The sequence below is a fragment of the Pseudomonas sp. FP603 genome, from assembly GCF_030687415.1.
Classification (GTDB): Bacteria; Pseudomonadota; Gammaproteobacteria; order Pseudomonadales; family Pseudomonadaceae; genus Aquipseudomonas; species Aquipseudomonas wuhanensis.
This window is the reverse complement of the sequence record NZ_CP117431.1, coordinates 5,346,132-5,359,974: the sequence shown is the minus strand read 5'-3', so window position 1 is coordinate 5,359,974 and position 13,843 is coordinate 5,346,132. Positions and strand designations below refer to the sequence as shown.

At 58.3% G+C, this 13,843-nt stretch carries 13 protein-coding genes; 8 read left to right on the top strand and 5 right to left on the bottom strand.

Annotated features, from left to right (window positions below):
- The first annotated feature begins 7 nt into the window (after positions 1–7).
- Positions 8–550: a DUF2937 family protein gene (locus tag PSH65_RS24755; protein WP_201059746.1), complete on the top strand. Its 543-nt coding sequence runs from the start codon at positions 8–10 to the stop codon at positions 548–550.
- 115 nt (positions 551–665) lie between these two features.
- Here PSH65_RS24755 and PSH65_RS24750 read toward each other — a convergent pair whose 3' ends face one another.
- Positions 666–1,589, bottom strand: a complete 924-nt coding sequence (locus tag PSH65_RS24750; protein ID WP_305422926.1) for a LysR family transcriptional regulator — start codon at positions 1,587–1,589, stop codon at positions 666–668.
- Positions 1,590–1,747: 158 nt separating this feature from the next.
- On the opposite strand from PSH65_RS24750, the gene PSH65_RS24745 reads away from it, so the two are divergent.
- The 4 genes from PSH65_RS24745 (at position 1,748) to PSH65_RS24730 (ending at position 5,488) form a co-directional block, all read left to right on the top strand.
- Complete coding sequence (locus PSH65_RS24745) at positions 1,748–3,034, top strand: MFS transporter (RefSeq protein WP_305422925.1); 1,287 nt, start codon at positions 1,748–1,750, stop codon at positions 3,032–3,034.
- Positions 3,035–3,111: 77 nt separating this feature from the next.
- Entirely contained in the window at positions 3,112–3,864 is a 753-nt protein-coding gene (locus PSH65_RS24740) for a 5-oxoprolinase subunit PxpA (RefSeq protein ID WP_305422924.1), read from the top strand.
- A complete protein-coding gene (gene pxpB / locus PSH65_RS24735) occupies positions 3,861–4,565 on the top strand; it encodes a 5-oxoprolinase subunit PxpB (RefSeq protein WP_305422922.1) in 705 nt (234 codons plus the stop codon). Before PSH65_RS24740 ends, pxpB begins: the two co-directional genes overlap by 4 nt.
- A complete protein-coding gene (locus PSH65_RS24730) occupies positions 4,562–5,488 on the top strand; it encodes a biotin-dependent carboxyltransferase family protein (protein ID WP_305422921.1) in 927 nt (308 codons plus the stop codon). Before pxpB ends, PSH65_RS24730 begins: the two co-directional genes overlap by 4 nt.
- A gap of 115 nt (positions 5,489–5,603) precedes the next feature.
- Here the strand turns inward: PSH65_RS24730 and PSH65_RS24725 are convergent, their stop codons facing one another.
- The 3 genes from PSH65_RS24725 to PSH65_RS24715 form a co-directional block, all read right to left on the bottom strand.
- The gene (locus PSH65_RS24725; RefSeq protein ID WP_030132618.1) at positions 5,604–6,782 is read right to left on the bottom strand and encodes a VWA domain-containing protein; all 1,179 of its coding nucleotides are present in this window, start codon (positions 6,780–6,782) and stop codon (positions 5,604–5,606) included.
- 15 nt (positions 6,783–6,797) lie between these two features.
- Positions 6,798–7,643, bottom strand: coding sequence for a MoxR family ATPase (locus PSH65_RS24720; RefSeq protein ID WP_007898718.1), 846 nt, complete (start codon positions 7,641–7,643; stop codon positions 6,798–6,800).
- 143 nt (positions 7,644–7,786) lie between these two features.
- A complete protein-coding gene (locus PSH65_RS24715) occupies positions 7,787–8,863 on the bottom strand; it encodes a DUF748 domain-containing protein (RefSeq protein WP_305422919.1) in 1,077 nt (358 codons plus the stop codon).
- A gap of 127 nt (positions 8,864–8,990) precedes the next feature.
- Here PSH65_RS24715 and cysK point away from each other — a divergent pair, with 127 nt between their 5' ends.
- The 3 genes from cysK (at position 8,991) to PSH65_RS24700 (ending at position 12,711) form a co-directional block, all read left to right on the top strand.
- Positions 8,991–9,965, top strand: a complete 975-nt coding sequence (gene cysK / locus PSH65_RS24710; RefSeq protein ID WP_305422918.1) for a cysteine synthase A — start codon at positions 8,991–8,993, stop codon at positions 9,963–9,965.
- 376 nt (positions 9,966–10,341) lie between these two features.
- Entirely contained in the window at positions 10,342–11,280 is a 939-nt protein-coding gene (locus PSH65_RS24705) for an aspartyl/asparaginyl beta-hydroxylase domain-containing protein (protein WP_305422917.1), read from the top strand.
- A 567-nt stretch (positions 11,281–11,847) separates the two neighbouring features.
- Complete coding sequence (locus tag PSH65_RS24700) at positions 11,848–12,711, top strand: DMT family transporter (RefSeq protein ID WP_305422916.1); 864 nt, start codon at positions 11,848–11,850, stop codon at positions 12,709–12,711.
- A gap of 111 nt (positions 12,712–12,822) precedes the next feature.
- Here the strand turns inward: PSH65_RS24700 and PSH65_RS24695 are convergent, their stop codons facing one another.
- Complete coding sequence (locus PSH65_RS24695) at positions 12,823–13,731, bottom strand: DMT family transporter (protein ID WP_305422915.1); 909 nt, start codon at positions 13,729–13,731, stop codon at positions 12,823–12,825.
- Positions 13,732–13,843 lie beyond the last annotated feature (112 nt).

Below are 13,843 nucleotides of genomic sequence, written 5' to 3'. Positions count from 1 at the left end.
CTCCCCCATGTTGCTCAGTTATCTTCGGCTGGTGTTGTTCGCGGCGGGCTTGTTGATCGGTGTCCAGGTGCCTGGATTCATCAGTGATTATGCCAAGCGGGTCGAGGCGCATCTGATCGAGGCGCAGACCGGTTTGAGCGGTTTTCAGGGCACCGCCAATCAATTTTTCAAGGGTGATATGCAGGCGCTCGTGGCCCATTACCGTGCCAGCGAAGACCCGATCTTTCGCAGCGATGCCGACAGCCTGAGCACCTTGCTCACCCGTCAACTGGCCCTCGACAAGCAATTCCAGGCCATGCAGGGCCCGTGGTACATCCGCGTCCTGCAAGTGGCCCTGGCCGCCGACCCGGATATTCGCAAGGAAACCTGGAACGGCTACAGCTATCAGATCCTGCTGACACCGGAAGCGATGATCTGGGGCATGAGCGGCGCGTTGCTGCTGTCGTTCGGCATTGAATGCCTGTTCCGACTGATTGACTGGGTGGTGCTGGGCGGCAAGCGTTTGCGCCAGAGCCGGCCGATCGAAGAGCGCGATTTGCGCGGTCTTTGAGTCGATGATCGTTCCCACGCTCTGCGTGGGAATGCCTCAACGGACGCTCTGCGTTCGGCTTTAAATGGGACCCGGAGCGTCCCGGGCTGCATTCCCACGCGGAGCGTGGGAACGATCAAACCGAAGGCTTGCTCAAGACGATGTACTGCTCGCCCACTTTATGCGCATAGCGCTCCACGACTTGCTGACACAGCGCCACGATTTCTTCGACCCACTCCACGCCAACCCGCCACGACACCACCACCTGCAAGTTCGGCGGTCGTTGATCTATGGCCAGCAAGGTCAATTCCCCCCGCGCCAACTCCTCGGCGACCAACACCGGCGGTAACGCGCCAATGCCGAAGCCGTCCCTCAGCAATCGGGTAATCGCCGACACTGAATTCACACAGTTCAGCCGTGGTGCCATGATCCCGTTGGCCTGCATCAGGCTCAAGATGTCCTGGTGAGGATGGGAGTTTTTCGAATAGGTGATGATCCGCTCCCGCGCCAGATCGGCGACACCTGAATACTCGCGGTTGTAGATGGAATTACTGGCCACGATCCAGCCCATCGGATGACTGGCGAGCTCCAGGCTGCGCACGCTTTCCTGGCGCAGCAGGTCGGTTTGCAGGATCAGATCGAGAAAGCCTTTTTGCAGCTGATCGCAGAGGTTGAGCGCGGTATCGGCCACCAGTTCGATTTCCACCAGTGGGTAGTGATCCATCATTTGCGCCACCAACGGGCTGAGCCAGGTGTGGATCACGGTGTCCATGACGCCGATCCGGACCCGCCCGGCCTTGCTTGAGCGCGTCTCGATCGAATGCTTGAGCGCCTGCATCGTGTCCATCATCTGCTCGGCATATTCGAGCACTTTCAGGCCTTCGGGCGTCAGGCTCACGCCGCGAGAATCGCGCAGGAACAGCTTCACCCCGAGCTCGCCTTCGAGCACGGCGATACGGCTGGAAATCGATGCCTGTGTGGTGAAGAGCTTGTCGGCCGTCAGGCGAAAACTCTTGAGACGGGCGACCCAGACAAAGGTCTCGAGAAACTTCAGGTTCATGGGGGCGGCTCGTGGATAAAGTTTTTCTTATGTCTAGGGCGGGTTTTTATTAGTTGGACGCAGCAGGGCCAACCGCCCAAAAATCAGGCCATCCGGTTCCCACGATAGGCGTCGTCGGGGCTCAGAACAATACCAATAAAATTGCGCGGAGATTTGCCATGAGTGCGCCCGACACCCTCGATATCCCCAAGACCACGGCTCGCCCGGGACCTTTCGACTGGTATCGCAACATCAATAAACAGGAGCGTCGCACGTTCTGGAGCTGCAAGATCGGCTATGGCCTGGACGGCATGGACACCCAGATGCTCAGCTTCGTGGTGCCGACCCTGATTGCCATGTGGGGCATCACCACCGGCCAGGCCGGGCTGATCCACACCAGCACCCTGATCGCCTCGGCCATCGGTGGATGGGTGGCGGGGATTCTCTCCGACCGCATCGGTCGGGTGCGCACGCTGCAACTGACGGTGCTCTGGTTCGCCTTCTTCACGTTCCTCTGTGGCTTCGCCCAGAACTACGAACAACTGCTGATTGCACGCACCTTGATGGGCTTCGGCTTCGGCGGTGAATGGACCGCTGGCGCGGTGCTGATCGGCGAAGTGATCCGCGCCAAGGACCGTGGCAAAGCCGTCGGCATGGTGCAATCGGGTTGGGCTTTGGGTTGGGGACTGACGGCGATTCTGTATGCGCTGCTGTTTTCGGTGTTGCCACCGGAAGACGCCTGGCGGGCATTGTTCATCCTCGGCATCGTGCCGGCGATTTTCGTGATCTTCGTCCGTCGCTTGGTGAAAGACCCGGAAATCTATCGTGAAGCCAAGGCCAAACAAGAGCCAAGCAACCCCGCCAAATTCTACGAAATCTTCGCCCCCGGCATCCTTTTCACCACGATCCGCGCGTCGATCCTGACCACCGGCGCGCTCGGCGGTTACTACGCGATCACTTCCTGGCTGCCGACGTTTCTGAAAAACGAACGGGGCTTGAGCGTACTCGGCACGGGCGGTTATCTGGCGATGGTGATCGTCGGGTCCTACGTCGGATACGTGATCAGTGCGTATTTGACTGACATCCTTGGTCGTAAAAAGAACTTCATTCTGTTCGCCGTCGGCTCGTTCACCATTGTTCTGCTGTACACCCAGTTACCAGTCAGCAATGGTGTGATGCTCTGGCTGGGTTTCCCCTTGGGCTTCTTCGCTTCGGGGATCTTCAGCGGCATGGGCGCGTTTTTGACCGAGCTGTTTCCGACACGGATTCGCGGCTCGGGCCAGGGTTTTTGCTACAACATCGGTCGGGCGCTGGCGGCATTGTTTCCGCTGCTGATCGGCTTGCTCAGCCAGAAGGTGCCACTGAGCGTGGGAATCGGGGCCTTCGCGGCGGTGTCCTACGGGGTAGTGATCCTGGCGGCCCTGAGCCTGCCGGAAACCCGTGGCAGGCAACTCGACGCTCAATAACCGAACATCCGCTAACTGATAATCTGAGGGGCAATGTCCTTCAGTTAAGAAGATAAAAGCCTACAGGAGTGTTCACCGTGAACCGCCTGCTATTGAACTGCGACATCGGCGAGAGTTTCGGTAACTGGACCATGGGTCTGGACGCCGAGGTCATGCCCTTCATCGACTGCGCCAACATCGCCTGTGGCTTCCATGCCGGCGACCCGAGCATCATGCGCAAGACCGTCAGCCTGGCCCTGAGCCACGGCGTGCAGATTGGCGCGCACCCGGCCTATCAGGATCTGGTGGGGTTCGGTCGCCGATCCATGGCTTATACCGCCCAGGAACTGCAGGACCTGTTGCATTACCAGATCGGCGCCCTTGACGGCATCTGCCGGGCGCAGGGTGGGCGGGTGAGTTACGTCAAACCCCACGGCGCGATGTACAACGACATGATGGCCAACCCGGCGCAACTGCGCGCGGTGATTCAGGCCGTGGCAGCCTACGACCGGACATTGCCGTTGATGCTGATGGCGACCCGCGACAACAGCGCCGCGCAGCAACTCGGCGATGAATATGGCGTGACGTTGTGGTTCGAAGCCTTCGCCGATCGCGCTTACGACAGCGCAGGCAGGCTAGTCTCGCGGCAACTGCCGGGCGCCGTGCATCACGACCCCGAGAAAATCATCGAACAGGCATTGATCATTGCCCGCGGTGACAATCTTACGGCCAGCGATGGCAGTGCCTTGCATTTGCAGGCCAACACCCTTTGCGTACACGGCGACAACGCCAGTTCGGTGGCTGCCGTGCAGCGCATTCGCGAAGCCTTGAATCAGCAGAGCGCATCATGAACCCACGGGTAGAAGTGGTGGCGCTGGATTGCCTGATGGTGCGTCTGTTCGATGAAATCAGCGAGGCCAACATGCCCTGGATGCTCGCGGCCAGCGAGCGTCTGCGAGCAGCGTTCGCCCGCCATTTGATCGATCTGGTGCCGTCTTACACGACGTTGATGGTGCATTATGATTTGCTGGCACTGAATCCGGCCCAGGCGCGGGAATTGATCGCTGAAGCCTTGATCGATCTGTCGCCCAACGCTCGGGCCAGCGGTAAATGCCATGTGTTGCCGGTCTGGTATGACCTGAGTGTCGGCCCGGAACTGACGTTACTGTCTCAGCGCAGCGGATTAACGGTGGAAGAGGTGATCCGCTGCCACAGCGAACACGAGTATCAGGTGTTCGCATTGGGCTTCGCACCGGGGTTCGCTTTCATGGGATTGGTGGACGAAATATTGGCTGCACCGCGTCTGAATACTCCGCGCAAAAAAGTGGCGGCCGGCAGTGTCGGCATCGCCGAACGCCAGACCGCGGCCTATCCGGTGGTGTCCCCCGGCGGCTGGAACCTGATCGGCCGTACCCCGGCCAAATTGTTCGACCGCGAGCGCGACGGCTACAGCCTGATGCAACCAGGCGACACCGTGCGCTTCGAAGCGATCAGCCATGCCGAGTTCATCAATCTGGGCGGTGATGACACGCCGTTGGAGGCCCTGGCATGAGCCGACTGACGATTGCAGCAAGTACACCGCTGTGCCTGTTGCAGGACGCCGGGCGGTTTGGCGTGCGGCATCTGGGCGTGACCCAGGGCGGCGCGGCGGATTGGCGATCGATGTCGTGGGCCAATTGGCTGCTGGGCAATGGGCTGGATGCATCGGTGGTCGAAATCACCCTCGGCGGGTTTACGGTCATTGCCCAGGAAGATTGCGTGCTGGCGTTGGCCGGGGCAGATCTGGGGGCGCAGGTGGATGGCGAGGCATTGGCACCGTGGCGCAGTTTCAGGCTAAACAAAGGTCAGCAATTGCAATTCACTCAGCCGCTGCTTGGCGCTCGGGCTTATTTGGCGGTCCCGGGCGGATTTGATGCGCCAAAGGTGTTGGGCAGTAGCGCAACGGTGGTCCGTGAGGAACTCGGTGGGCTGGATGGCATGGGTCGGGCGTTGGCCAAAGATGCGCAGTTGAGCTACTCGGGGAGCTCGTTGCTACTGCTGCGGGAGTTGGCGCCTGAACAAGTGCCGGATTTCAAACTCAATGCGCCGCTGGAGCTGGTGCTAGGTGCACAGATTGGCGAGTTCAGTGGACAGAGTTTGTTCGACGCGTTCAACAGCACCTGGACCCTCGACAGCCGCGCTGACCGCATGGGCATTCGCCTGTTGGGAACGGCGTTGCAGTATCAGGGCAAGCCGATGATTTCCGAAGGCATCCCGCTGGGCGCGGTTCAGGTGCCACCGGACGGGCAGCCGATTGTGCTGCTCAATGATCGGCAGACCATAGGCGGTTATCCGCGACTGGGGGCGTTGACGCCGTTGGCATTGGCGCGGTTGGCGCAGTGTTTGCCGGGGGCTAAGGTGCGGTTGAAGCCGGTGGTGCAGGATGTGGCGCATCGCGAACATGTCGAGTATTTGCGGCGGTTTTCAGGCCGCTAAAAGCTCGCGGGCAAGCCCGCTCTCACAGGGTACGTGGTGCTCACAAATGTGTGAACAATGCTAATCCTTGTGGGAGCGGGCTTGCCCGCGATGGCGTCAGTCCAGACAACAGAGATTATTTGGACAAAAACCGCATCCCTTCCTCCAACCCCCGCAACGTCAGCGGATACATCTGATCATCAATCAAATCCCGCACGATATTGGTCGATGAGGTATAGCCCCAGGTGTCTTTCGGGTACGGGTTGATCCAGATGAGCTTCTTGTACTTTTCCTTGAAGCGCTGCATCCACACGTAACCGGCTTCTTCGTTCCAGTGTTCGACGCTGCCACCGGCCTGGGTGATTTCATAGGGCGCCATGGCGGCGTCGCCGATGAAGATCACTTTGTAGTCAGCGCCGTACTTGTGCAGCAGGTCCTGGGTGGCGGTGCGCTCGGAGGTACGGCGCATGTTGTTCTTCCACACCGATTCATAAATGAAGTTGTGGAAGTAGAAGTACTCCAGATGTTTGAACTCGGTCTTGCAGGCCGAGAACAGCTCTTCGCAGATCTTCACGTGGGCGTCCATCGAACCGCCGATGTCGAACAGCAGCAGCAACTTGACGGTGTTGCGGCGCTCCGGACGCATCTGGATGTTCAGTAACCCGGCATCGCGCGCGGTATGGTCGATGGTGCCATCGATGTCCAGTTCTTCCGCTGCGCCCTGACGGGCAAATTTACGCAAGCGACGCAGGGCGACCTTGATGTTGCGCGTGCCCAGTTCTACCGAATCGTCGAGGTTCTTGTATTCGCGCTGATCCCAGACTTTCACCGCTTTGCCCTGACGCTTGCCGGCATCGCCGACCCGAATGCCTTCCGGGTTGAAGCCACCGGAGCCGAACGGGCTGGTGCCGCCGGTGCCGATCCATTTGTTGCCACCGGCATGGCGTTCTTTCTGTTCTTCCAGGCGCTTCTTGAACTCTTCGATCAGCTTGTCCAGGCCGCCGAGGGACTGGATCGCGGCCCGCTCTTCATCGGTCAGGGAACGCTCGAATTCCTTGCGCAGCCAGTCTTCCGGAATCAACGCCTGGAGGTGATCGTCGAGCTTTTCCAGCCCATTGAAGTAGGCACCGAACGCCCGGTCGAACTTGTCGAAATGCTTTTCGTCCTTCACCAGAATCGCCCGTGACAAGTAATAGAACTCGTCCATGTCGGCGAAGGTCACGCGCTGTTTCAGCGCGTTGATCAGGTCCAGCAGTTCCCGCACCGAGACCGGCACCTTGGCGGCGCGCATTTCATTGAACAGGTTGAGCAGCATGGCGATTGCCCTTTGTTAGCGAGTACCGCGACGGCTCATGAACGCCAGACGCTCGAGCAATTGCACGTCTTGTTCATTCTTCACCAACGCACCTGCCAGTGGCGGAATGGCCTTGGTCGGATCGCGCTCGCGCAGTACTGCTTCGCCGATGTTGTCGGCCATCAACAGTTTCAGCCAGTCCACCAGTTCGGAGGTCGAGGGCTTCTTCTTCAGGCCCGGCACCTTGCGCACGTCGAAGAACACGTCCAGCGCTTCGCTGACCAGGTCTTTCTTGATGTTCGGATAATGCACGTCGACGATCCGTTGCATCGTGACGCGATCCGGGAAGGCGATGTAGTGGAAGAAGCAGCGGCGCAGGAAGGCATCCGGCAGCTCTTTCTCGTTGTTGGAGGTAATGATGATGATCGGACGCTTTTTAGCCTTGATGGTCTCGTCGATCTCGTAAACGTAGAACTCCATCTTGTCGAGTTCTTGTAGCAGGTCGTTAGGGAACTCGATGTCGGCCTTGTCGATTTCGTCGATCAGCAGAATCACCCGCTCTTCGGACTCGAACGCTTCCCAGAGCTTGCCCTTTTTCAGGTAGTTGCGAACGTCGTGGACCTTCTCCGTACCCAACTGCGAGTCCCGCAGGCGACTGACCGCGTCGTACTCGTACAAACCTTGATGCGCCTTGGTGGTGGACTTGATGTGCCAGGTAATCAACTTGGCGCCGAAGGACTCGGCCAGTTGCTCGGCGAGCATGGTCTTGCCGGTGCCTGGCTCGCCCTTGACCAGCAGTGGCCGTTCCAGAGTGATGGCGGCGTTGACCGCCAGCTTCAGGTCATCGGTGGCGACGTAGGCCTGGGTGCCTTCGAACTTCATCTGCTAATCCTCGAACGGTAACGCCGACCTGAACGAGGCAGGGCGGGGCGCAATAATTGTAGTACCCGACTATAACGCGCTGCCCGGTCGACTGTGAACGCAGACGGCTTATTCAGTCTCTGAATGGGGCGTCACATCTTGACTCAGTCCGTATCCGGCTTGGGCCGTTCGTACTGGGCATTGAAGGCCTCGATAAAACCATTACGCAAAATCTGCAAAAACGCCTCGAATGCGCTGATATCCCGCTGATGCACGTTGCCCCTGAGCTGAACCCGCGTGGCGAACTGGTTTTTTGGCTGATTCTTCAGCACGTTCTCGGTGCCGCCGACGAGCGCTTCCCAGATGGAACGGAAAATCCCTTTGTTTTTGTTTTCCACGTCCTGTTGCCAATTGAACACATCGACGTCGCGCAATAGCGGTTTGATGTAGCCGGTGAGTTGCCCCTTGTTGGCTTCGGCTTCGATGACCAGATCACCGTGGCCGGCGTTGAAGTCGAATTTGCCGTAGGCCGCGGCGAAGTCGTTCAGGCGTTTGAGTTCCAGGTTCTTGGCGCGCAGGCGGAATTCGAAACTCTGAAAGTCGCTCAGCGGATCGAAGGTTGCCGTTGTTTCCAGCGGAGCATGTCCCAGTAGCAGTGCCTTGCCATCGAATCGGGCGTCGCGTTTCCCTTCGGTGTCGACCACATTGGTCAGGTTGTAAATGCTCGCATTGACCTGGGTGGCATTCATGTTTACGGGCGGTTTTGAATTGAAGTTTCGAAAGGTGATCCGGCCATCGTTGATCCGAACTTCATTCAGGGTGATCGGCAGCAGTTTTTCCAATTGTGCCCGCCAGTCGGTGCCCTGACCGGTCTGGGAGTTTTTTTTGTTGGCACCGCCGTCGACGAAGTTCACCTCGGGTTTGTCGAACTGGGCCTCGCCCACCACGGCATGGTCGTACCAGAGCGAGTGCCAGCTGACGGAGAGGTCAATTAATGGCGCGTTGACGAAAGGCACGGGAACCTTGCCATTGACCTTGACGATTTTCAGTCCATTGATTTTGTAGGCGCCGCGCCACAGGGCCAGGTCTACGTCGGTAATCTGCCCGCGGTAGTCACCCATGTTCGCCAATCTTTCGTTGAGGTAATCGCGCACCACGTAGGGCAGGGCAATGTGCAGGGCAACCAGCAGCAGAACGATGCCGGCGAGGGTCCACAGGGGCCAACTGTATCGACGCTTCATGGCAGCAAATCTCTGGGCGGTATAAAGCGATTGACTGCGGGGGTAAGCGGACGTTCGACTGACTGGACGACCACGGGTAACAGGCATACCTTGGACAGTTAATTCAACGCTGTATAAGGACCCAGCCATGAGCCGTATTTATGCTGACAACGCCCATTCCATTGGCAATACGCCGCTGGTGCAGATCAACCGTATCGCCCCGCGCGGTGTCACCATCCTGGCCAAGATCGAAGGGCGCAACCCCGGTTATTCGGTCAAGTGCCGGATCGGCGCGAACATGATCTGGGAGGCCGAAAGCAGCGGTAAACTCAAGCCCGGCATGACCATCATCGAACCGACTTCGGGCAATACCGGCATCGGCCTGGCGTTCGTTGCCGCCGCCCGCGGTTATCGACTGGTATTGACCATGCCGGCGTCCATGAGCATCGAACGACGCAAGGTGCTCAAAGCCCTTGGTGCCGAACTGGTGTTGACGGAACCGGCCAAAGGCATGAAAGGCGCGATCGAGAAGGCCGCCGAAATCCTCGCCAGTGATCCATCCACCTACTTCATGCCGGCGCAGTTCGAAAACCCGGCCAACCCGGCCATCCACGAAAAAACCACCGGGCCGGAGATCTGGAACGACACCGACGGCGCGGTTGATGTGCTGGTAGCGGGCGTCGGAACGGGTGGAACCATTACCGGGGTTTCGCGGTATATCAAGAATACCCAGGGCAAGCCGATTATCTCGGTGGCGGTGGAGCCGCTGGTATCTCCTGTGATCACCCAGGCGATGGCCGGGGAAGAGATCAAGCCGAGCCCTCATAAAATCCAGGGCATCGGCGCTGGTTTTGTGCCGAAGAACCTGGATCTGTCGATGGTCGATCGGGTGGAGCTGGTCAGCGACGATGAGTCCAAGGCGATGGCCCTGCGGCTGATGCAGGAAGAAGGGATTTTGAGCGGTATCTCATGCGGCGCTGCCATGGCAGTGGCTGTGCGGCTGGCCGAAACCCCGGAAATGCAGGGCAAGACCATCGTGGTGATCCTGCCCGACTCTGGCGAACGCTACCTGTCGAGCATGCTGTTCAGTGATCTGTTTACCGAACAGGAGAATCAGCAATAACATTTACGATTGCTTTGCAGGCGAACGGGAGCAAGTCCCAGTGCCGGTAAGTCAAGAAATGTGAACGACGAAAATCCTGTGGGAGCGTGGCTTGCCCGCGAAGAATGCACCGCGGTTTGTCAGGTATTACGCGTCATCGTTCTTCGCGGGCAAGCCACGCTCCCACAGGAATTGGGGCAAGCCTCCTTATCATAGGGGTTGATTCGGGTCAGCCCCCATTCAGGAACCCTGTGTTAATAAGTGTTTATTGCGTAATCCTTAACACTGAATGTTGCGTTATGCGGGTTTTTCCCGAGGCCGGTAGTGTTTATCATGGCCGACTGCCACGTCGGGTAAATGGCGTTGTGCAAAGTTACCTACTATCAAGGAGTTGTAGATGAACTTTCCCTTTGTCGCGAAGGCGTCGGTGTTGTTGCTGTTCCTCGGCAGCACACTCTATGTGCACTTGCGTGGCAAGGCGCGTTTGCCGGTTCTGCGTCAGTTCGTCAATCACTCGGCCCTGTTTGCACCCTATAACGCCCTGATGTACCTGTTCTCCAGCGTGCCATCCAAGCCCTACCTGGACCGCAGCAAGTTCCCCGAACTGGATGTGCTCAGGGACAACTGGGAAGTTATCCGCGATGAAGCCATGCACTTGTTCGACGAGGGCTATATTCGCGCCGCCGAAAGGAACAACGACGCCGGTTTCGGTTCATTCTTCAAGAAGGGCTGGAAGCGTTTCTACCTCAAGTGGTATGACAAACCCCTGCCGTCGGCCGAAACCTTGTGCCCGAAAACCGTGGCGTTGGTCAGCAGTATTCCCAACATCAAAGGCGCCATGTTTGCGCTGCTACCCGGTGGCAGTCACCTCAACCCGCATCGCGACCCGTTCGCCGGTTCTTTGCGTTATCACTTGGGTCTGTCGACACCGAATTCCGATCATTGCCGCATCTTCGTCGATGGTCAGGTTTATGCCTGGCGTGATGGGGAAGACGTGATGTTCGATGAAACCTACGTGCACTGGGTCAAGAACGAAACCGAGCAAACCCGGGTCATCCTGTTTTGCGACATCGAGCGACCGATGAGCAACCGCCTCATGACCCGTATCAACCGCTGGATCAGCGGCTTGCTGGGGCGCGCCACTGCACCCCAGAACCTTGACGATGAACGCGTTGGCGGGATCAATCAGGCCTATGCCTGGAGCAAGAACTTCAGCGACAAATTCAGCGGTATGGTCAAACAGTGGAAGCGTCGTAACCCCAAGGCTTACCGCGTATTGCGACCGGTGCTGGCGGTGGTGGTGTTGACGTTGTTGGGGTATTGGCTGTTTGGTTGAGACCGGTTTCTGCACAAAAAGCCATCCCCAGTCAGTTAAGCCGTAATGCGATCTGTAGCAGCTGGCGAAGCCTGCGTTCGGCTGCGAAGCAGTCGTAAATCAGCCAATGCGGTTTTTCAGGTAAATCAAGGTGATCGGATTGACGACTGCTTCGCAGCCGAACGCAGCCTCGCGGGAGCTCGACAGCTGCTACTGGCCCTTTGTCCAAGTCATTGCAATACATGTCACACGCTGGTTATAGTCGGCCCTCGGTGGTTTCCTGAACCACCCTTTCACCCATCAAAAAAGATCAGCCCATGCCAGCTTCCCCCATCAATGCGGTAGTCGATTCAGCGGTCAACGCTGGCGTCGTGCCGTGCGGGAATCAGCAGCCTGCGCAGATCAGTCATTACCCCCCACCTGTCAGTAGCACGCCGGTGTGCGCAGTCGTATCACCGCCAGGCGTTGGCTTTTCGGGCTGATCAGCTTTTTTCTGCTGTTCCCGTGCCCATCTGAAAAGCGCCTGAAAAAACTACTGAATTTCAGCTTCGGCTGAGTTGGCTTTTTGCCTGACTACAGGTGGTATTCATGTTTGTCCTTTCGAAAAAATCCGCGCTCGCGGCGGCGTCCACGAGCCTGTTCGTTTTGCTGTGGAGCAGCGGGGCGATCTTCTCTAAATGGGGCCTGGCCCACGCGTCTCCCTTTGCCTTTTTGCTGGTTCGTTTCGCCATCGCCTTGTGCGGGCTGGTGCTGTTGATGCCGTTGCTCAAGCTGAAACTGCCCAAGGGCGGCAAGCCGATGTTGTATGCGATGGCCACGGGCGTGGTGTTGCTGGGGGCTTATCAGATTTTCTATCTGCTGGCCCTCAACCTGAATGTCACGCCGGGAATGATGGCAACCATCATGGGCGTTCAACCGATTCTCACCGTAGTGATCATGGAGCGGCACCGATCAATAAGCCGGATGTTCGGTCTGGCGCTAGGTTTGGCCGGTTTGATCATGGTGGTTTACCAAGGCATCGGTTTGGCCGGTATGTCGTTGGCCGGAATGCTCTTCGGTCTGTTGGCGCTGGCGAGCATGACCTTCGGCTCGATCATGCAGAAGCGTATTACCGACAATCCCCTCGGCACGCTGCCGGTGCAGTACCTCGCGGGGCTGTTGCTCTGCGGGATCTTCGTACCGTTCCAGCCCTTTCACGTTGAACACAGCACAGGGTTCATCGTGCCGGTGTTGTGGATGGGGTTGGTGGTATCAGTGCTGGCGACGCTGCTGCTGTATCGACTGATCGCCCGGGGCAATCTGGTGAATGTCACCAGTCTGTTCTATCTGGTGCCAGCGGTGACGGCGGTGATGGACTACCTGATTTTTGGCAACCGCCTGGCGGCATTGAGCATGCTCGGCATGCTGCTGATCATCATTGGTCTGGTGTTCGTCTTCCGTAAAACTGCTTGAGTCAAACAAGGCCCGAAGCATTGCTTCGGGCACCGTTCCCACATTGGATCTTCGTCGTGACACCGATCCATTGTGGGACCGAGCTTGCTCGCGATGGCATTGCCAACAGCACTACCGAGCAACCACTTCAACCGGTTTCACCACCGCCCGCTTCAAGACCAGCCACAACGCCACCGCAATCAATACTCCGCCATAAAGGTGCGCCATCGACAGCGGCTCATTCAGCAACAGCGCGCCCCACAACACCCCGAACGGCGGAATCATGAAGGTCACGGTCATCGATTTCACCGGGCCGATCGAGCTGAGCAGGCGGAAGTAAATAATGTAGGCAAACGCGGTGCAGCCCAAACCCAACCCCAGCAACGACAACCAGACGCTCCAGCCGCCCCAGCTCGCTGGTGGTTGGCTGATTACGCTGTAGCCGAACAGCGGCAGCAAAAGCAACGTTGCGCCAAGCATGCTGCCCAACGCCGAAAGGCGACTGTCGAGACCGCCGGCATGGTCGAGCCAGCGTCGGGCGAGGAACCCGGCAAAGCCATAGCAGGTGGTGGCCATCAGGCACGCGAGTGCGCCCATCAGCAGTTCCATGTCGAACGCCACCGGACCTGCGCGGGTGAGGATGCCGACGCCGAACAGTCCGAGAAACACCCCGCAGACCTTCGCGCCGGTGAGTTTTTCATGGAAGAACAGTCCTCCGATCAACACCCCCATCAAAGGCGTGGTGGCGTTGAAAATCGCTGAGTAACCGGCCGGCAACACCTGGGCGGCCACGGAATAGAGGGTTGCTGGAATCCCGGAGTTGATAAGCCCGAGCAGCATCACCGTCTTGAGTTTGCCTTTGAAATCCCAGCTGATGCGCATCAGCCCGACGATCACCAGCAGCCCGACAGCGGCAATCGATACACGGAAAAAAGCAGTGGGGATTGTGCCAATCACTGGGGCAATAATGCGCATGAACAGAAAGCTCGCCCCCCAGATGGCGGCAAGTGACAACATACGCAGGATATCGACGGGGTTCACAGCACTTTCCTTCCTTGATTGGCGCGCAAGTGTCGCGCCAGTCAGGGCACAAGGCAATGGTTGCGTTGCGTCACGCAGGGCCACTAAGCTCAGGCTCCAACGACAAGAACAG